The organism is Pseudomonas sp. CFBP13508 (assembly GCF_005233515.1).
Taxonomy (GTDB): Bacteria; Pseudomonadota; Gammaproteobacteria; order Pseudomonadales; family Pseudomonadaceae; genus Aquipseudomonas; species Aquipseudomonas mercuritolerans.
Genome location: NZ_QFZZ01000004.1, coordinates 162011 through 181033, shown reverse-complemented (window position 1 = coordinate 181033; position 19023 = coordinate 162011). Strand labels below are relative to the sequence as shown.

Sequence of the window (19023 nt, the reverse complement as noted above, 5' to 3'; positions counted from 1 at the left end):
TGCTCAATGAATACGAGATATAATCCGGTTTTCGCATAAAAAACCGAACAATCAGAAGAATTTGATCGCCCTCCCCACTTGTAGGACAAAAAATTACAGTTGTATGATGTCTAGCAACAACGCAGCACCCAGTCCTACCCGCATAAAAATAATCAGTGGGAGAAACATCAGTGAAAACCTCCATCTCCGGGATGCAGGACAGCGTCGATCCGACGCTCGCTTCAGCCATCTCCAAAGTCAAACGCCACGTCCTGCCGCTCTTCGTGATCATGTTCATCGTCAATTACATTGACCGGGTGAACATCGGTTTCGTCCGCACCCACATGGAAACCGATCTGGGCATTGGTGCTGCCGCCTACGGTTTCGGCGCCGGGCTGTTCTTCATCGGTTACGCGCTGTTCGAAGTCCCCTCCAACATGCTTTTGCAGAAAGTCGGCGCACGCATCTGGCTGACCCGCATCATGTTCACCTGGGGCATAGTCGCAGCCTGCATGGCGTTCATTCAGAACGAAACCCACTTCTACATTCTGCGTTTTCTGCTCGGTGTCGCCGAGGCCGGGTTCTTTCCCGGGGTGATTTATTACTTCACCCGCTGGCTGCCCGGCGTCGAGCGGGGCAAGGCGATCGCGATCTTCCTCAGCGGCTCGGCCGTGGCCTCGCTGATCTCCGGCCCGCTGTCCGGCCTGCTCCTGCAGATCAACGGATTGGGCATGCACGGCTGGCAGTGGATGTATTTCATCGAGGGGATGTTTTCGGTGTGCCTGTGCGTTTTCGTCTGGTTCTGGCTGGATGCCAAACCCCACGACGCCAAATGGCTGAGCCGCGCCGAACAGGATGCGTTGGTCAGCGCCATCGACGACGAGCAAAAGGCCCGCGAAGCCGCGACGCCGATCCGGCCGTCGCTGGGCAAACTGCTCAAGGACCGGCAGATCATTCTGTTCTGCCTGATCTACTTCTTCATTCAGTTGACCATTTATGCGGCGACTTTCTGGCTGCCGAGCATCATCAAGAAGATGGGCGAACTCAGCGACGTGCAGGTCGGCCTGTTCAACTCGATTCCATGGTTGCTGTCGATCGTCGGCATGTACGCCTTCGCCTCGCTGTCGGCGAAGTGGAAACATCAGCAAGCGTGGGTCGCCACGGCATTGTTGATCGCCGCAGCGGGGATGTTCATGTCCACCACTGGCGGGCCGATCTTCGCCTTCGTCGCGATCTGCTTTGCGGCGCTGGGTTTCAAGTCCGCCTCGTCGCTGTTCTGGCCGATTCCCCAGGCTTATCTGGATGCACGCATCGCGGCGGCGGTGATTGCGCTGATCAATTCGGTGGGTAACCTCGGTGGCTTCGTCGCGCCGACCACGTTTGGTCTGCTGGAGCAACACACCGGCTCGATTCAGGGCGGCCTGTATGGTCTGGCCGCGACCTCGATCATCGCCGCAATCATCGTCTTCGCCGCGCGCACCACGCCGAAACCCGCTGCTGAAAAGGCTGTGGCCGACGCCGCGCCGAAACACGCCTGACTACGTCTCGACAAGGAAAACAACAATGACTGTTCATGACACCGCCAAAGCTCCGATCATCACCGACATGCAGGTCATTCCGGTGGCCGGTCACGACGGCATGCTGCTCAACCTGAGCGGCGCCCACGGGCCGTTTTTCACCCGCAACATCGTCATCCTCAAGGACAACGCCGGCCACACCGGCGTCGGCGAAGTGCCCGGTGGCGAGCGCATTCGCCAGACCTTGGAAGACGCGCGCAATCTGGTGGTCGGCAGCCCCATCGGCACGTACCAGAAAATTCTCAACCAGGTGCGCCAGACCTTCGCCGACCGCGATGCCGGCGGCCGTGGTCTGCAGACATTCGACCTGCGCATCACCATTCACGCGGTCACCGGCCTGGAAGCCGCTCTCCTCGACCTGCTCGGCCAGCACCTCGACGTGCCAGTGGCGGCGCTGCTCGGTGAAGGTCAGCAGCGTGACGAAGTGAAGATGCTCGGTTACCTGTTTTACGTTGGTGATCAACACGAAACCGATCTCGCCTACCGCAGCGAACCGGACGCCGACAACGACTGGTTCCGTGTGCGCCACGAGAAAGCCATGACCGCCGAAGCGGTGGTGCGTCTGGCGGAGGCGGCGCACGCCAAGTACGGTTTCAAGGATTTCAAACTCAAGGGCGGCGTGCTCAGCGGCGATGCCGAAATCGAAGCGGTCACGGCACTGGCCGAGCGCTTCCCCGACGCGCGGATTACCCTCGACCCGAACGGCGCATGGTCGCTGAAAGAGGCGATTCGTCTGTGCCGCGATCAGCACCACGTACTCGCCTACGCCGAAGATCCGTGCGGTGCGGAAAACGGTTATTCCGGGCGCGAAGTCATGGCTGAATTCCGCCGCGCCACCGGACTGAAAACCGCGACCAACATGATCGCCACCGACTGGCGTGAAATGGGCCACGCGATTCAGTTGCAGTCAGTGGACATCCCGCTGGCCGACCCGCACTTCTGGACCATGCAGGGTTCGGTACGCGTCGCGCAGATGTGCCACGAGTGGGGCCTGACCTGGGGCTCGCATTCCAACAACCACTTCGATATTTCCCTGGCCATGTTCACCCACGTCGCCGCCGCCGCACCCGGCGAGATCACCGCCATCGACACCCACTGGATCTGGCAGGACGGCCAGCGCCTGACCAAGGCACCGCTGCAGATTGTCGATGGTCTGGTGCAGGTGCCGAAAAAACCGGGGCTGGGCGTGGAACTCGACATGGATCAAGTGGCCAAGGCCCACGAACTGTACGAAAGCATGGGCCTCGGCGCGCGGGATGACAGCGTGGCGATGCAGTTCCTGATTCCGGGGTGGAAATTCGATAACAAACGGCCGTGTCTGGTGCGGTAATCCAGCAGGCGCCGCTGATTTCAATTGTGGGAGTAGGAGCTGCCGAAGGCTGCGATCTTTTGATTCTGTTTTTAAGATCAAAAGATCGCAGCCTTCGGCAGCTCCTACAAATCGGTTTTCAGCTTGAGATCTGCAGCAGCCAGGTTTTGAACGCTTTCATCGCCACCGTTTCCGCTCGCGACTGCAACCGCGTCAGCCAGTAACTACCCGTGGTGATCTCGATCGCAAACGGCTGGCAAATCGCATCAGCCGCCAGTTGCCGGGCGAACATCAGCGGCGGCGCCAACGCCACGCCGCCGCCCTGCAATGCGGCTTCCATCATTGCCAGCGACGAATCGAACACGATGCTTTGCGGTGGCGCGGCCTGCGTCGCCAGGCCCGCCGCGTGAAACCACTCCGGCCATTCATCGGTACGATAGGAACGCAGCAAGGTCTGCTGCAACAGGTCCGCCGGCGAGTGCAGCTGCCGGGCAATCTCCGGCACGCACAACACCGACAACGGCGCATCGAGCAAGCGCGTCGCCTCAATGCCATGCCAGGCGCCAGCACCGAAACGAATCGCGAAATCCAGTCCTTCCGCCGCCACATCCACGCGGTTGTTATTGGTCGACAGACGTAAATCTATAAGCGGATGTTTCCCCCGAAAGTCTGCCAGCCTCGGCAACAGCCAGCCCACTGCAAATGTACCCACCGCGCCGACCGTCAACATGTCGCGATACTGCCCACCGGCCAGACGCTCGAGCATCTGCGCAATATGATCGAATGATGTGCTGAGTACCGGCAGCAAGGTTTCGCCTTCACTGGTCAGCATCAGCCCACGGGGCAGGCGTTTGAACAGGGTCAGGTTGAGTTGCGCTTCCAGGCTTTTGACCTGATGGCTGACCGCCGCTTGTGTCACGCACAACTCGACGGCAGCACGGGTAAAACTCAAGTGACGTGCCGAGGCTTCAAATGCGCGCAGAGCGTTGAGCGGCAGTTGCGGTCGAATCATGCGTTGCCCCAAATTTTTCTAATGGCTCATGCGAGTTTTCATCGTTTGTCGATGGCCGGCGAAGTGCCTAAATTGGCCGCGCTGATCGGCCGCCCGATGAAAAATCACCCGCAGTGTAGCGGGATACAACAATCGACACTCATGGAGAGTGATTCAATCATGTGTTCCTTAGAACCGAGAAAGGTCTTTTCCTACACCGCTTTCGCACTGTTCTTCGCCAGCGTTGCCTGTCATGCCGCAACGCCGACGGATGCGCAATTGCAGGCACTGGTCAGCCAAGCCGTCACCCCGGTGATGCAGCAAAACAACATCCCGGGGCTGACCGTAGCGATCACGCTGAATGGCCAGGCACATTACTTTAACTACGGGGTCGCCGCTAAAGACACCGCGCAAAAGGTCAGCGAAAACACCCTCTTCGAAGTCGGCTCGGTGAGTAAAACCTTCACCGCCACCCTCGCCGGTTACGCCCAGGCCACAGGCAAACTCGACCTGTCGAGCAAGGCCAGCCAACTCTGGCCGGAGCTCAAGGGCAGCGCCTTCGACAACATCAGCGTGCTGCAACTGGGCACCTACAGTGCTGGCGGACTGCCGCTGCAATTTCCCGCTGAGGCGGATTCTTCCGACAGGATGCTCGGCTATTACCAACAATGGAAACCGCAGTTTCCCGCCGGCAGCCATCGCCTGTATTCCAACCCGAGCCTGGGCCTGTTCGGCTACCTGACGGCGAAAAGCCTCGGCCAGCCCTTCGACCAGGCAATGACGCAAACCCTGCTGCCAAAACTCGGTTTGCAGCACACCTTCCTCAGCGTGCCGCCAGCGCAGTCGAAGCTTTACGCCCAAGGCTACGACAGCGCCGACCAACCGGTACGCGTCAGCCCCGGCGCCCTCGACGCCGAAGCCTACGGCATCAAAACCAGCGCCGCCGACCTGCTGCGTTACGTCCAGGCACAGCTGCAACCGGCCAGCCTTGCGCCTGATCTGCACCAAGCCATCGCCAACACCCACATCGGTTATTACCGCGTCGGCGACATGACCCAAGGCCTGGGCTGGGAACGCTACGCCTACCCGATCAGCCTGGAAAAATTGCAAAACGGCAACTCGACCCCCATGGCCATGGAGCCGCACAAAGTCGAGTGGCTGACCCCACCGCAAGCTGAACCGGCCAACGTGCTGTTCAACAAAAGCGGATCCACGCGGGGCTTTGGCGCGTATGTGGCGTTCGTGCCGTCGCGGGACATGGGCATTGTGATTCTGGCCAACAAGAACTACCCGAATGCCGAACGGGTGAAGATTGCGCATACGGTTTTCGCGGCGTTGGCGGATTAGGAGTGAGAGATCGTCCGATCGCGGCCCGAGCCTGCGGCAGCTTCTACAGGATCGGGTTTTCACTCGGTTAACGTTGGAGGTGTCGCAGACTGCAACAACTTTCGATCAGCAGATGACTTGTGGGAGCGAGCCTGCTCGCGAATGCGCTCGATCAGCCACCCTTCAGCACCTGAAAAACCGCTTTCGCGAGCAGGCTCGCTCCCACATTTGAACTGTGCACTTCACAAAAAAATGTGGGAGCTGGTTTGCCAACTCCCACAGGAATTTTGCTTCATTCAGTCAACGCGCAATCAATCATCCGGCATCTGCGGCGGTTTGCTCGGTTTCGCCGGTTTGCTGCCCTTAGCGCCTTTGGCCGGTTCCGGCTCGGTGGCGACAGGCGTTTGTGCGGCGGCGGCCGCAGCGGCGGCTTCTTTTTCGGCCATGGGCATGGCGTCGATGGTTTCGAAGATTTTTGCCAGGCTCAATGCCTTGGCTTCATCACCCGAGGCGGAGAGCTTGGTTTCGCCGTCCTTGCCCACCAGGAACACTTTTGGATAAGCGCCGGCACCGAGCTTCAGCGAACGCAGCAGGGCCATGGTGTCCTGCTGACCCATGTCCTTGCCGTCGAGCTGGCCGGACATGCTGAGGATGGTGTAGACCTTGATGTTGCGGTCGGTGACGCCCTTTTTGTTGGCCGGATCTTCCAGCGACTTCTTCAGGCTCAGCCACACCGGGTCGACGGTGCTTTGCGCAATCACGATCAGAGGGCGGGCGCGGCCCACGTCCCCGGCCAGGGGTGAATCGCTGTCGGCGGCGAACAGGGGGCCAGCGATTGCCAGCAAGAGGGTCAGGGTCAGGGACCTGATGAGCATGCGCATCTCCTTTTGATATCCACGCACTACTGATTGCGCATTGTGGCGATTGTTCCGGCGGCGTCTGGCAAAAAGGCATTGCCCTGTCAGAAGCTTAGGTCAGGGAGCGCTTTGCGCAACATGGCAGACGTGATCACGCTGTCGATTTGCTTACCGGCCAACGGCGCACTACCGTGGCTGCTCTGCCAATGAAATGGAGTTCACCTGCATGCACATCGACTATCTGTGCAACCACCCCGGATTTATCGAAGAACTGGCCACACTCAACTTCAAGGAATGGGGTGATTTCGCGCCAGGCGACAGCATCGAAGCCCGCATCGAGTTGATGCGCTCTGCGTGTGGCAAGGGCGAGATACCCAGCGTGGTGGTGGCTTTGGAAGGCGCGGAGCTGCTCGGCGGTGCCTTGCTGATCGACAGCGATCTTGACCTGCGGCCGGAACTGACGCCGTGGCTGGCCGGGGTCTACGTCAAAGCCGAACACCGCGACAAAGGCGTGGCTTCGCAACTGGTCAATCGAGTGGTTGAAGAAGCAGCGGCGCTCGGTGTGCCTGAACTCTATCTCTACACCGACACTTCACAGTCGCTGTATGCGCGACTGGGCTGGCAAGTAGTCGAGAAGCTGATTTATGAGGAGCTGCCGGTGGTGGTGATGAAATACGTCATTCAGCGCTAACCCGTGGTGAGGCGGCTCGCCGCAAGCTGCCGCCTCACTCCAGCGCTGAATCGAGTGCCGAGAGCAATTGCGAGGGGGCGACGGGTTGTCCACCGAGTTTGAGTTCACCGCTATCGAGATCAACTCTCAACCTCACCGACGCCCGGTCGCCAGGGTACTTGCGCAGCACCAGCTCGATGCCACTGGCGGTCTCGTCGGCGGTACCGAGCAAATCCCACAGACTCTCGCTCATATCCAGCAGCACTTTTTGCTGCTGCAGATCGACTAACTGCGGCGCATACAGCCAATGGCTCATGCGCATCTCACGTGGCTCGACGGTGATGACGAGACGGCCCTCGCAGTGGACATAGGTTTCATTCATCGACGGATCAGAACGCCAACTTATAACCAATCAACACCAGCATCGTCGCCAGGCACGGGCGCAGGACTTCGTCGGAGATGCGTCCGGTCAGGTGGCTGCCGAGCCAGATGCCTGGCAGCGAGCCCATCAGCAGGAAACCCAGCACGCCCCAGTCCATGTTGCCCATGCTCGCATGGCCGAGGCCGGCGACGAGGGTCAGGGGTACGGCGTGGGCGATTTCGGTGCCGACCAGGCGGCGGGTTGGCAGTAGCGGGTAGAGGATGAACAAGGCGACGGTGCCCAGTGCGCCGGCGCCGATCGAGGTCAGGGCGACCATGGTGCCGAGGATCAGACCGGTGATCACCGTCATGATATTCAGGCGCGAACCGCTCGGGTTGTAGTTGCCACCCGCGCGTTTGTGGGCGAATTCGAGCAAGCGTTTCTTGAAGAAGATTGCCAGGGCGGTGGCGAAGAGGACGAAGCCGAGCGCCTGTTTGATGATGGCGTTCATCGCGTCCGGCGCGGTGTGGAGAGTGCTGAGGAACCACAGGGTCATGGCCACGGCCGGCACACTGCCGAGGGTCAGCCAGCCGGTGATGGCCCAGTCGATGTTCTTGTTCTTCCTGTGAACGAGGACGCCGCTGGATTTGGTGATCGCGGCGTACAGCAGGTCGGTACCTACCGCCGTCGCCGGGTTGATGCCGAACCACAGCAGGATCGGCGTCATCAACGAACCGCCGCCGACACCGGTCATGCCTACGATAAAGCCCACCACCAGCCCGGCAATCACCAGGCCGAAATTTGCCAATTCCATTCAAACGTCCAGAAAACGACAGGAAAATCTGGCCCGCAGCATAGCGATTTTTCTTATAACCACATATATCGATGCGGTCTATCGTTATGCCATATCGAACTCACTGCAGATCCCTGTGGGAGCGAGCCTGCTCGGAAAGGCGGTGGGTCAGCATCCGATGATTTGAATGATCCGGCGCTTTCGCGGGCAGGCTCGCTCCCACAGTGGTCTGCAAGGCTCACTGCACCGGCAGGAAATTCAAGAACAGCAGACTCTGCGCGTAATTCAGGCCGATCCTGCGATAACGCTCATCGAGCATCTGCGTGAGCAGATCCAGGCGCGCGACGATTTTGCTGAATTCGGTGGCGAAGCTGAGGTTGCTGCCCTCCTCCGAGATTTCGTTGGAGAACAGCAACGGCTGGCCTTCCTTGTTTTGTCGTTGCGACAAAATCCACATGGCTTTTTCGATGTTGCGCGCGGCGTTGTGCACGAACGTCGGGTTGATCGCGTCGGTCATGTAGAACTCGGTGCGATTGCCGTGGGCGGTGACCAGCATGCTGCCGATCGCATAGATGAACGCGCCGACGCGGTCGCCGAGGAATTCCGGGCTCATCGCATAGCTCAGCGCCGCCAGGTCCTTGCGCCCGCCCAGCACGGGCAACGGCTGCTGTTGCTCGACAGCGAGACGAACTTGCTTCACCGCAGCATTGACAGTGAGGAAGCCGGATTTGCGCAGCTCTTCCGGGTTGCGCAAGTAGAGCTTGCCCATCAATCGATAGAGGCTGTCGAGGTTGTCGCGCATCGCCAGGGTGGCCATGCGGTCGACGCTGGTCTGCAGAAATTCCTGCGGCTGCCCTTCACGCATCTGATTGAAGAATCCGTTGCCGTTCTGGTGGCTGCAGCCGCTGAGCAACAGCGACAACAGGCAGGCCAATAGCAGGCACGGGCGGCGGTGAGTGGCGGTGATCAGGGCAAAAACACTCGGCATGAAGTCTCGGACAGGCACATTCCTGTGCGGCGGGAGTCACCGCATCCTGGCCATGCATAGAGCCGCCGATTGCGAAAAAGTGCAGTGCCTGAGCAGTTAGCCGACCTTCGGCGATAGGCGATCCGTCAATTAGTCGGACTTTATATTTGCCAATACATGTAAATCCGCTATAAATCCTGTTCAGCCCCACAAATAGCATGACTAGTTATGTGTAGGAGCTGCCGAAGGCTGCGATCTTTTGATCTTGCTTTCAAAAATCACAATCAAAAGATCGCAGCCTGCGGCAGCTCCTACAGGGGACCGCGGTGTTTAAAACAACAACAAAAAGGAAGGTCAACCATGCTTCAATCCCGTCACCTGCTCTCCGGCCTCGGACTGTCCCTGATGATCGCTACCCTTTCCGCCAACGCGGCGGGCCTGACCGCCGAACACAAAGCCTTCGGCAAAACCAATGACGGCACGCCTGTCGAACAGTACATCCTGCGCAACAGCCACGGCATGCAAGCCACCGTCATCACCTACGGCGCGACCCTGCAAGCGCTGAAAGTTGCTGACAAACACGGCAAGTTCGACGACATCGTCTTGGGTTTTGACGATGTGCAGGGCTATCAGAAAGGCACCGCGTACTTCGGCGCGACCATCGGCCGCTTCGGCAACCGTTTGGCCGAAGGTGCTTTCGAACTCGATGGCAAACGCTATCAAGTGCCGCAGAACGACAAATCCAACGCCCTGCACGGCGGCCCCGAAGGTTTCGACAAGAAAGTCTGGAAGGCCAGGGAAACCAAGGACAAGGATTCGGTAGGCGTGACCCTGACCTACCTGTCGGCCGACGGCGAGATGGGTTTCCCGGGTAATCTGACCACAGAGGTCACCTATCGCCTGACCGACAGCAACGAACTGCGCATCGACTACAAGGCCAGCACCGACAAGCCGACCGTGCTCAACCTGACCAACCACAGTTACTTCAACCTGGCCGGTGCCGGCAATGGCGATATTCTCAAGCAAGTCGCCATGATCAACTCCAGCCATTACACGCCGGTCACCGCCAAACTGATCCCGACCGGGGAGCTGGCGCCTGTGGCCGGCACGCCGATGGACTTCAGCAAACCGACGGCGATCGGCACGCACATCAAGGCTGATCATCCGCAGCTGAAATTCGCCGAGCCGAAACAGGGCGGCTTCGATTTCAACTGGGCGCTGGACACCAAGGGCGATGTCAGCAAGCTCGCCACCGAAGTCAGCGACCCGCAATCCGGACGCGTCCTGCAACTGTTCACCAGCGAGCCGGGCGTGCAGTTCTACACCAGCAACTTCCTCGACGGCACGGTCAAGGGCAAGGGCGGCAAGGTCTATCCACACTGGGGCGCATTCACCCTCGAGACCCAGCACTACCCGGATTCGCCGAACCAGCCGGATTTCCCGAGCACGCGGCTTGATCCGGGGCAGACTTATGCTCACAGCGTGGTCCTGAAGTTCTCCGCCAAGTAACCTGCCTTCCTCCCCCTGTGGCGAGGGGATTCATCCCCGTTGGGATGCGAAGCAGCCCCAAAAACCTGCAATAGAACGCTGTCTGATACAGCGCGTGTTGCAGGATCGGGGCTGCTTCGCAGCCCAGCGGGGATAAATCCCCTCGCCACAAATTCCCTCACCACACATTCCCCTCGCCACAATTGATCCGGTTTCATCCTTGACTCCCCCTTCCTTCCGGGAACCCTTGCTCTATCCTGCTGCCCACTAAAGATATCGACTCTTTAAGGCAGGAGGTTTGAATGCGTACCCTTGAGTTGGCCGGCGTGCAGGTTCCGGTGATTGGCCAGGGCACTTGGCGCATGGGCGAGGATCGTTCGGCGCACAGCCGTGAAGTGGCGGCGCTGCGCAGCGGCATCGAGCTGGGCATGAGCCTGATCGATACCGCTGAGATGTACGCCGAGGGCGGTGCCGAAACGGTGGTCGGCGAAGCCATCGCCGGTCTGCGCGATCAAGTCTTTCTGGTCAGCAAGGTCTACCCGCACAACGCCAGCCGCCAGGGCATCCCGCAAGCCTGCGAGCGCAGTTTGCGTCGGCTCGGTACCGACTACATCGATCTGTATCTGCTGCACTGGCGCGGTCAGTATCCGCTGGAGGAAACCGTCGAAGCCTTCGAACGCCTGCGCGAGGACGGCAAGATCGGCCGTTGGGGCGTGTCGAATTTCGATGTCGACGACCTCGAAGAACTCTCCAGCTCGGCCTGCGCTACCAATCAGGTGCTGTACAACCTCGAAGAGCGCGGTATCGAATTCGATCTGCTGCCGTGGTGCCAGCATCAGCGCCTGCCGTTGATGGCGTACTGTCCGATCGGCCAGGGCGGCGCGATGCTCGCCGAGCCGGTTCTGCAAGACATTGCCAGCCGTCACAATGCCACCCCGGCGCAGATTTCCCTGGCGTGGCTCCTGCGTCAGGACGGCGTGATTGCGATTCCCAAGGCTGTGCGCCCCGAGCATGTGCAACTCAATGCCGAGGCGGCGCAGTTGCAACTGGACGCCGGGGATCTGGCGGCGCTGGACAAAGTGTTCCCGGCGCCTCAACGCAAGCAGCGACTGGCCATGGTCTGAGCTGCCGACTGCGAGGGCTTCGCCATGAGAAGCACAGATCTGCACGACCCGTACAACCTGCAACGTTTTGTCCAGGCACAGGACCCGGTGTTCGAACGGGTCCAGCGTGAACTCGAGACGGGCCGCAAGCGCAGCCACTGGATGTGGTTCGTCTTCCCGCAGTTCGCCGGATTGGGCGGCAGCGAAATGGCCCGGCGCTTTGCGATTGGTTCAGCCGAGGAAGCCCAGGCCTATCTGGCCAATGAACTGCTCGGGGCGAGAGTGCGCACCTGCACGCAACTGGTGCTGAATGTGCCGCAGCGCTCGATTGCAGACATTTTCGGCCATCCCGATGACCTGAAATTTCATTCTTCGATGACCCTGTTCGCCCAGTTCAGCGCCGAGGACAGTCTGTTCCATCAGGCGCTGGAGCGGTACTTCCACGGCATCCTCGATGAGTGGACGCTGCAACTGCTCGACTCAAAACAGGCCCAGTTGCCCACCGATCAGAGTTGAGAAGTCGTCGTCGACAAACGGCAGAATCGCGTCCGCCACCGGTTGCAGCTGTCGCGTGATGTAATGGTCGTAGTCGATGGCGGCGCGGCGTACTTCCAGCGGCTCCGGGCCGGCCAGGGTGATGACGTAGCTGATCCAGCCGCCGTTCTGATACTGCCGGGGCCGCCCCTGCTCGGCGTTGTATTCGTCGGCGAGCCGCGCCGCGCGGACGTGCGGCGGTACGTTGCGTTCGTAATCGTCGAGGGTGCGGCGCAGACGTTTGCGGTAGATCAGCCGATCGTCGAACTCGCCGGCGAGGGTCTTGCGCACGTAATCGCGCACATAATCCTGATACGGCTTGCGCTGAAAAATCCGCTCATACAGCTCTTGCTGAAACTGCCGCGCCAGCAGCGACCAGTCGGTGCGCACGGTTTCCAGGCCTTTGTAGACCATTTCCTCGCTGCCATCGGCGCGAGTGACGAGGCCGGCGTAGCGCTTCTTGCTGCCCTCCTCCGCGCCGCGAATCGTCGGCATCAGGAAGCGCTTGTAGTGAATCTCGAACTGTAATTCCAGCGCGCTTTCCAGCCCGTATTCCTCGCACACATGGGCGCGCCACCAATCGTTGACGTGCTTGACCAGCGCATGGCCGATCTGCGCTGCTTCTTCCTGACCATGCAGACTGCGCAGCCAGACGAAGGTTGAATCGGTGTCGCCGTAAATGACGGCGTGGCCCTGCTCTTCGATCAACTGGCGAGTGCGCAACATGATTTCGTGGCCGCGCAAGGTGATCGACGAGGCCAGCCGGGTATCGAAAAAACGGCAACCGCTGGAGCCGAGCACACCGTAGAAGGCGTTCATGATGATTTTCAACGCCTGGGACAGCGGCGCATTGTGCTCGCGCTTGGCGGTTTCGCGCCCTTCGGCCACCCGCGCCACGATGGACGGCAGACAATGGCGGGTGCGCGAGAAGCGTGCGCCACGAAAACCCGCTACCGAGTCAGCGTCGTCCGGGTGTTGCAGGCCCTCGATCAAGCCCACCGGGTCGATCAGAAAGGTGCGAATGATCGACGGGTAGAGGCTTTTGTAATCGAGGACCAACACCGATTCGTACAGCCCCGGCCGTGAATCCATAACGAAACCGCCGGGGCTGGCCTGCGGTGGATTGGTGCCCAGATTTGGCGCAACGAAGCCCTGACGGTGCATCAATGGCATGTACAAATGGGTAAACGCGGCGACCGAACCGCCGCTGCGGTCGGCCGGCAAACCGGTAACGCTGGCGCGTTCGAGCAAAAACGTCAGCAGTTCGGTCTTGGCGAAGATTCGCGTGACCAGTTCGCAGTCCTTGAGGTTGTATTTGGCCAGCGCAGGCTTGTCCTCGGCGAACATGCGGTTGATCTCGTCCATGCGCTGGTACGGATTGTTGATCGCCTTGCCTTCGCCGAGCAGCGTCTGCGCAACGTTTTCCAGGCTGAACGAGGGAAAACTCCAGGTCGCCGAACGCAACGACTCGATGCCATCGATGATCAGCCGCCCCGCTGCCGAGGCGAAATAATGATTGCGGCTGCCGTGCTCGCGCCATTGCATCTCTTCGCCGCCACGGCCGATTTTCAGCGGCACGCCGAGGCGCCGGGCGTGTTCGTGGAGGATGCGCAGGTCGAACTGCACAACGTTCCAGCCAATGATCGCGTCAGGGTCATGGCGGGCGAACCAGTCGTTGAGCTTCTTCAGAATGAGCGTGCGCGAGTCGCAGTACTCGAGGTCGAAATCGACAATGCTGGCATCGCCATTCGGCATGCCGAGCATGTACACCTGGCGCTCGCCACAGCCTTCCAGCGCGATGGAATACAGCTCGCCGTTTTCGGTAGTTTCGATGTCGAGCGAGACCAGGCGCAGTTTAGGCCGGTAACCGGGGTCGGGTTTCAGCTGGGCGTTGATCAGTACGCCGTCAGCATCCGGGGTGCCGCCAAACAGCACCGGCGCGGTGATGAAGCGCTCCATCAGATAGCGTTCCGGCGGGCGCACGTCGGCTTCAAAGACGTCGACGCCGGCGCGGTTGAGCGCGGTTTCGAGGCGCATCAACTGGCCGTGCTGCTGGCAATACAGACCGAGCACCGGACGATGCTGAAAATCGAGCAAGGCCAACGGTCGCAGCTCTACATTCTTTTCATCGTGCAGCAGACGCTCGGCTGCTTCTCGCTGTGCGGCGGGAATAAATGCGACCGACGGCTGATGCGCCAGACGCACGCGGCGCGGCCCGGCGTCCGTCGCCAGCCAGAACTCGACTTCGGTGCCGGCCGGCGTATCGCGCCAATGCCGGGTCAGGACGAAGCCCTGCTGTAAATCCACCACTGCGACCTCAACGTTTCAATCAGAACGCCATTCTACGCAGCATTTGTGGCAAGGGATTTATCTGCGGCAACAGGGATTTATCTGTGGCAAGAGGGATTTATCTGTGGCGAGGGGATTCATCCCCGTTGGCCTGCGCAGCAGGCCCTTTCATTAAAAGCGGGGCCGCTTCGCGGCCAGCGGGGATAAATCCCCTCGCCACAGATGCTTCATTCACCGATACAAAGAAGTTTTTTCCGGCAAATGGCGTTTTTTGCACGCTAACTGCCGCTTTGCCACCTTGCTCTGCGCGGCTGCGTCTACGATGCTTGATGAACAACGACAACACCTGAGTAACCGCCATGAAGACCGTCGCCCAACTGCTCAAGCTCAAAGATCAGAAAAATCAGGAAGTGCACCAGATCAAACCCGATCACATGGTGCTCGAAGCGCTGATGAAGATGGCCGAGAAAAACGTCGGCGCCTTGCTGGTGGTCGAAGACGACAAAGTGGTCGGCATCATCAGCGAGCGTGACTATGCACGCAAACTGGTGCTGCACGGGCGCTCTTCGGTCGGTACGCCAGTGCGCGACATCATGGTCAAGGACGTGATTACCGTGGATACCCGACAAACCGTCGACACCTGCCTGGGCATCATGTCGGACAAACGCCTGCGCCACTTACCGGTGGTCGAGGACGGCCAGTTGATCGGCCTGTTGTCGATCGGCGACCTGGTGAAGGAAGCGATTGCCGAACAGGCCGAGCTGATCAAACAGCTGGAGCAGTACATTCGCGGCGAATGAGCCCACCGCCGTGATCCCCTTGTGGGAGCGAGCCTGCTCGCGAATGCGCCAGGTCAGTCGACACATCTTTGACTGACAGACCGCTTTCGCGAGCAGGCTCGCTCCCACATTCATGTATCGGTCAGCCTTGAGACGGCCAATGCCGCTCAAACACCGGTGCCAGCACCGGGTGTCGGTCGATCCTTTGCAGCCAAGCATAAAAGCCCGGGCGGGTCTGGCGCAGGTGTTCGCGGCTGCCGGCCCAGCGGCTCACCACGGCCGCCAGCACATCCAATGCGCCGGGCGTTTCATCATCCAGATACAGCTCCCCGGAAAACTGATCGGCAAATACCTCCCAACTGAAATGCAGGCGCTGGCGGGTGCCGGCGATCAGGTTTTGCCGTGCGCTCTCGTCGGGCGTGCTCAGCCAGCGCTCGGGGTAATCGATGATGCCGACCGCCGCGTAGCAATTGCTGACGATATAGGCGAGGCCGCGAATCGCCTGATCACGATCGGCTGCCTTGCTCGGCAGCAGGCCGGACTTGGGAAACGTCAGGCCCAGGTGAATCAGGATCGCCGCACTTTCGGTCATGGCGCTGCCGTCCGGCAGTTGCAGGGTCGGTATCTGTTTCAACGGATTGAGTTTGCCCAGCGCCTCGTCGGCCTCGGCGCTGGCTTCGGTATCAATGAAGCGATAGGCGATCTGGCACAACTCCAGTGCCGCCTCTATGGCGGCCGCGCCGGAATTCTTGTGCCCGTAGAGCTGGTACATGTCCGTTCCCCCGATAAGGCCTTTGCACAGGGTAGATGGCTGGCTGGCCTGACGTAGAAAATTCTGCAAATGTGTCGTGATTGGCACGTTTTTCCCATGCACTGCCGACTTGCGAAATCAACCTTCGCCAATCAGCGCTGGCGGTGCCCATCCCGCACCAAGAGCATTCATCGAACGCTATCCGCGTTCTTGTAAGGTGCGACAGCGAACCAAAAGTTCGCCTGTCCGAGCTGGCAATAAGGAGTTCACCTGTGAATCTTCAAATGCTCCGCCGTACGACATACCCCACTCACTCGCAAATCCAGCCCCAAGTTCAGCCGAGCCTATTCAGCCTGGCGCGTTTCTCCTTTATTACCTGAAACCCAATGCACACTTTGCGTGCCTGGCGATAGAGCGATCGCCGGGCGCCAAGTGTTATTTATTTTTTAAATACGGCAATTAATAAAAGGCACAACAACAAGATTGTCGAACAATGACTTTCCGTCATTGAAGTTGCACCAAAAGCGCACGCCCGAATGTGATGCAGTTAACCAATACTCCAGAATCAAAATAAGGAACATGTCCTGTGAACCGCTGAATGACTGACCTGCACCAAATCGATTCGCTACGCACCGATAGGTGCTGAGCCTGATCACCGAGCAGCCGCTCTATCCCGCCGATTGGCGTGATACAGCGTTCCCTCTGACTCGCTCTGGAAAAAGCCCTTCTGCGAGGACTTGAGGACCGCTTCGCGCCGAATAAACCGTATGCGAACTTGAAACTTATATAAATGCGACATCAGTAACACCGAAGATATGCGTTCAACCCGTCTCAGCAACATCTGGCACACCTGTTGCAAACTGTAACAAACCTGAGACAGCTCACGTCTCCACACAACAACAAGCCACGGAATGGATAATGAACAATCGATATAGATGCTACTAAGCCACTAAGTTTGTTCGAGGCCGTTTAAACAGATAGTTCAACTATCGGCTCGCGCACACCTTGAAGAAAGTTGCACCCACTCACTCGAACATCAGCCATATGTTCGGACGGCACCTTATTGCCCTTCATCTGACCCGAGGGAGCTTTAATGAACGATGCGGTAAAGCACAAAACCCTGCCGGGGCCGTTGCAGCAAGCGCCGGTCCCGCCGGCAACGGGCAGGCCGGCGTTTACAGCCAACACGTCACGACCCGGCGGGTTGAACAAACCACAGATGCTCTTGCTGATCGCCGTGTCGGCGCTGATACACGGCGGCGCGTGGTGGTTCTTTCATCAGGCGCGGCCGGAGCCACTGCCGACGCCGCCGGAAATCCCGGAAATGACCGTCGAGCTGACCAGCCCGACGCCTCCGGCCCCACCGACACCGGAACCACCACCGCCGCCCCCGCCTCCACCGCCGCCGGAACCCGAGCAGCCGGTGGAGGACGAGGACGCGGTCAAGCCGCCGCCCAAACCGGTGGAGAAGCCCAAGCCAATCGAAAAACCGAAACCGGTCGAGAAGCCAAAACCAGTGAAAAAGGTTGAGCCACCGAAAGCGCCGCCGGCCCCGGCGCAACCTGCCGCACCTGCGGCGCCGACAACACCGAGCGCACCACCGGCACCACCTGCTGCGCCCGCTCCGGTCAAGGAATCGGCGGCGATTTCCGGCCTGGCCAGCCTCGGCAACCCGCCGCCGGAATACCCGTCGCTGGCGCTACGCCGCAACTGGGAAGGCAGCGTGGTGCTGCGCATTCAGGTGCTGGCCAACGGCCGTGCCGGCAGCGTGACGGTGACCAAGTCCAGCGGCAAGCCGCAACTGGATGAGGCGGCCGTCGCGGCGGTGAAGAACTGGAAGTTCATTCCGGCCAAGCGCGGTGATACGCCGATCGACGGCTTCGCCACCCAGACCATCGATTTCAAATTGCCGCAATGACGGCGCAACCGACTCATTACTGATTAACGCAAGCGAGGTGTAGCCATGAACGATTCACTGTCTTCGATGATTGTCCCCGGTGTGCTCTGGGGCCTGGTGCTGTTTTCCGTGGTCAGTTGGGCGATCCTGCTGGTCAAGTCGGCCCAGTACCTGCGCCAGAAAGCGCAGAACAAACAGTTCACCAAAGCCTTCTGGAGCGCGCCGGACCTGCTCACCGCCGCCGAACACGCCAGCCAGTATCCAGGCTCGCTGGCGCGCATCGCCAGCAGCGGTTTCGAAGCCCTGCTGGTCGAAGAGTCGCCGCGCACCACGCAGCAACTGGCGCACACCATCAACCGTTCCGATCGCCTGGAACGCAACCTGCGCCAGCAGATCCAGAAGGAACGTCGCTCGCTGGAAAACGGCCAGGCGATCCTCGCCAGCATCGGCAGCACCGCGCCGTTCATTGGCCTGTTCGGCACCGTGTGGGGAATCATGGAAGCCCTGCAAAGCATTGGCGAAACCGGCTCGGCCAGCCTTGAAGCGGTCGCCGGCCCCATCGGCCACGCACTGATCGCTACGGGCGTGGGCATCGCCGTCGCGGTGCCGGCAGTGCTGATCTACAACTTCTTCCTGCGCCGGCTGAAACTCGCCTCGGCGGACATGGACGACTTCGCCCACGACTTCGACGCCCTCGCCTCGCGCAGTGCGTTTTCCATCAGCCGCCAGGCCATTGCCAGCAAAAGCACCAACGCCGTGCGGGAGGCCAGCTGATGTCATTCTCCACTCAAGACAGCGATGAAGTGCTCAGCGAAATGAACGTCACGCCGCTGGTCGACGTGATGCTCGTGCTGCTGGTGGTGTTCATTGTCACCGCGCCGCTGATGACCAACGCGATCAAGGTCAACCTGCCGAAAACCGACGCCGTCGCCCCTGCCGAAAAGAAAGACCCGGTGGTGGTCAGCGTCGATCAGGACGGCAAGTTCTATCTGGCCAAGACCGAACTGGCCCCGGAATCCCTCGAGGCCAGCCTCAAGGAGGTCAAGGCCAAGGACGCCGAAGTCCGTGTGCAATTGCAGGCCGATGCCGCCGTCAATTACGGCCAGGTGGCCAAGGCCATGGCATCGATCGAACGCTCCGGCATCAGCAAGATTTCGGTGATGACCACCCACTGACGACGGTGCCGGGCGGCTGTTGAAAGCATCCGCCCGGCACCGCTGAAAAAAGAAATCCCGTCGCACCCGGCCGACCGAAAAAACGCTACGCGTCTTCGGAGGGGATCGGCTTGCTTGAAGAAAGTGGTTTTCCGCGCGCGGTATCACCGGAAGCGGAGCAATGAGCGGCTCACAAGG

Annotated in this window: 18 protein-coding genes; 11 read left to right on the top strand and 7 right to left on the bottom strand. The window is 60.0% G+C overall.

Annotated elements, in window-relative coordinates; translation table 11 throughout:
• Positions 1–170 precede the first annotated feature (170 nt).
• Both PspCFBP13508_RS12955 and gudD read left to right on the top strand, forming a co-directional pair.
• Entirely contained in the window at positions 171–1517 is a 1347-nt protein-coding gene (locus PspCFBP13508_RS12955; RefSeq protein ID WP_024013478.1) for an MFS transporter, read from the top strand.
• Positions 1518–1542: 25 nt separating this feature from the next.
• Positions 1543–2886, top strand: coding sequence for a glucarate dehydratase (gene gudD / locus PspCFBP13508_RS12950; protein WP_137214735.1), 1344 nt, complete (start codon positions 1543–1545; stop codon positions 2884–2886).
• Between the two features lie 118 nt (positions 2887–3004).
• On the opposite strand, the gene PspCFBP13508_RS12945 is transcribed toward gudD, so the two are convergent.
• Complete coding sequence (locus PspCFBP13508_RS12945) at positions 3005–3877, bottom strand: LysR family transcriptional regulator (RefSeq protein WP_137214734.1); 873 nt, start codon at positions 3875–3877, stop codon at positions 3005–3007.
• A 159-nt stretch (positions 3878–4036) separates the two neighbouring features.
• Here PspCFBP13508_RS12945 and ampC point away from each other — a divergent pair, with 159 nt between their 5' ends.
• The gene (gene ampC / locus PspCFBP13508_RS12940) at positions 4037–5203 is read left to right on the top strand and encodes a class C beta-lactamase (protein WP_137214733.1); all 1167 of its coding nucleotides are present in this window, start codon (positions 4037–4039) and stop codon (positions 5201–5203) included.
• A 290-nt stretch (positions 5204–5493) separates the two neighbouring features.
• Here the strand turns inward: ampC and PspCFBP13508_RS12935 are convergent, their stop codons facing one another.
• Positions 5494–6057: a DUF4174 domain-containing protein gene (locus tag PspCFBP13508_RS12935; RefSeq protein ID WP_137214732.1), complete on the bottom strand. Its 564-nt coding sequence runs from the start codon at positions 6055–6057 to the stop codon at positions 5494–5496.
• Between the two features lie 208 nt (positions 6058–6265).
• Here PspCFBP13508_RS12935 and PspCFBP13508_RS12930 point away from each other — a divergent pair, with 208 nt between their 5' ends.
• Positions 6266–6730 (top strand): GNAT family N-acetyltransferase, encoded by a 465-nt coding sequence (locus PspCFBP13508_RS12930; protein ID WP_137214731.1) that lies wholly within the window; start codon positions 6266–6268, stop codon positions 6728–6730.
• A gap of 34 nt (positions 6731–6764) precedes the next feature.
• On the opposite strand, the gene PspCFBP13508_RS12925 is transcribed toward PspCFBP13508_RS12930, so the two are convergent.
• The 3 genes from PspCFBP13508_RS12925 to PspCFBP13508_RS12915 all read right to left on the bottom strand — a co-directional run bounded on the left by PspCFBP13508_RS12925 (position 6765) and on the right by PspCFBP13508_RS12915 (position 8851).
• The gene (locus tag PspCFBP13508_RS12925) at positions 6765–7091 is read right to left on the bottom strand and encodes a hypothetical protein (RefSeq protein ID WP_137214730.1); all 327 of its coding nucleotides are present in this window, start codon (positions 7089–7091) and stop codon (positions 6765–6767) included.
• Between the two features lie 7 nt (positions 7092–7098).
• Entirely contained in the window at positions 7099–7884 is a 786-nt protein-coding gene (locus PspCFBP13508_RS12920; protein WP_039763409.1) for a sulfite exporter TauE/SafE family protein, read from the bottom strand.
• A 217-nt stretch (positions 7885–8101) separates the two neighbouring features.
• The gene (locus tag PspCFBP13508_RS12915) at positions 8102–8851 is read right to left on the bottom strand and encodes a hypothetical protein (protein WP_130912372.1); all 750 of its coding nucleotides are present in this window, start codon (positions 8849–8851) and stop codon (positions 8102–8104) included.
• A gap of 339 nt (positions 8852–9190) precedes the next feature.
• Between PspCFBP13508_RS12915 and PspCFBP13508_RS12910 the strand changes: the two genes are divergently transcribed.
• The 3 genes from PspCFBP13508_RS12910 (at position 9191) to PspCFBP13508_RS12900 (ending at position 11937) form a co-directional block, all read left to right on the top strand.
• Complete coding sequence (locus PspCFBP13508_RS12910) at positions 9191–10339, top strand: aldose epimerase family protein (RefSeq protein WP_137214729.1); 1149 nt, start codon at positions 9191–9193, stop codon at positions 10337–10339.
• A 281-nt stretch (positions 10340–10620) separates the two neighbouring features.
• Entirely contained in the window at positions 10621–11442 is an 822-nt protein-coding gene (locus PspCFBP13508_RS12905) for an aldo/keto reductase (protein WP_137214728.1), read from the top strand.
• 24 nt (positions 11443–11466) lie between these two features.
• Positions 11467–11937 carry a DUF1810 domain-containing protein gene (locus PspCFBP13508_RS12900; protein WP_137214727.1) on the top strand — a complete coding sequence of 157 codons (471 nt, stop codon included), beginning with the start codon at positions 11467–11469 and terminating at the stop codon, positions 11935–11937.
• Here the strand turns inward: PspCFBP13508_RS12900 and PspCFBP13508_RS12895 are convergent.
• A complete protein-coding gene (locus PspCFBP13508_RS12895; protein WP_161984081.1) occupies positions 11902–14262 on the bottom strand; it encodes a DNA polymerase II in 2361 nt (786 codons plus the stop codon). The two genes, PspCFBP13508_RS12900 and PspCFBP13508_RS12895, sit on opposite strands and share 36 nt — an antisense overlap.
• Positions 14263–14603: 341 nt before the next feature.
• On the opposite strand from PspCFBP13508_RS12895, the gene PspCFBP13508_RS12890 reads away from it, so the two are divergent.
• Positions 14604–15044, top strand: coding sequence for a CBS domain-containing protein (locus tag PspCFBP13508_RS12890; RefSeq protein ID WP_016775372.1), 441 nt, complete (start codon positions 14604–14606; stop codon positions 15042–15044).
• 121 nt (positions 15045–15165) lie between these two features.
• Here PspCFBP13508_RS12890 and PspCFBP13508_RS12885 read toward each other — a convergent pair whose 3' ends face one another.
• Positions 15166–15795, bottom strand: a complete 630-nt coding sequence (locus PspCFBP13508_RS12885) for a glutathione S-transferase N-terminal domain-containing protein (protein WP_095182125.1) — start codon at positions 15793–15795, stop codon at positions 15166–15168.
• A gap of 1072 nt (positions 15796–16867) precedes the next feature.
• Here PspCFBP13508_RS12885 and PspCFBP13508_RS12880 point away from each other — a divergent pair.
• From PspCFBP13508_RS12880 to PspCFBP13508_RS12870, 3 genes are read left to right on the top strand one after another with little or no spacing between them, the layout of a single operon-like run.
• Positions 16868–17692 (top strand): TonB family protein, encoded by an 825-nt coding sequence (locus PspCFBP13508_RS12880; RefSeq protein WP_073471361.1) that lies wholly within the window; start codon positions 16868–16870, stop codon positions 17690–17692.
• 45 nt (positions 17693–17737) lie between these two features.
• Positions 17738–18445, top strand: coding sequence for a MotA/TolQ/ExbB proton channel family protein (locus tag PspCFBP13508_RS12875; protein WP_122611220.1), 708 nt, complete (start codon positions 17738–17740; stop codon positions 18443–18445).
• A complete protein-coding gene (locus PspCFBP13508_RS12870) occupies positions 18445–18846 on the top strand; it encodes a biopolymer transporter ExbD (protein ID WP_016775377.1) in 402 nt (133 codons plus the stop codon). The genes PspCFBP13508_RS12875 and PspCFBP13508_RS12870 overlap by 1 nt, the downstream gene beginning before the upstream one ends.
• Positions 18847–19023: the final 177 nt, after the last annotated feature.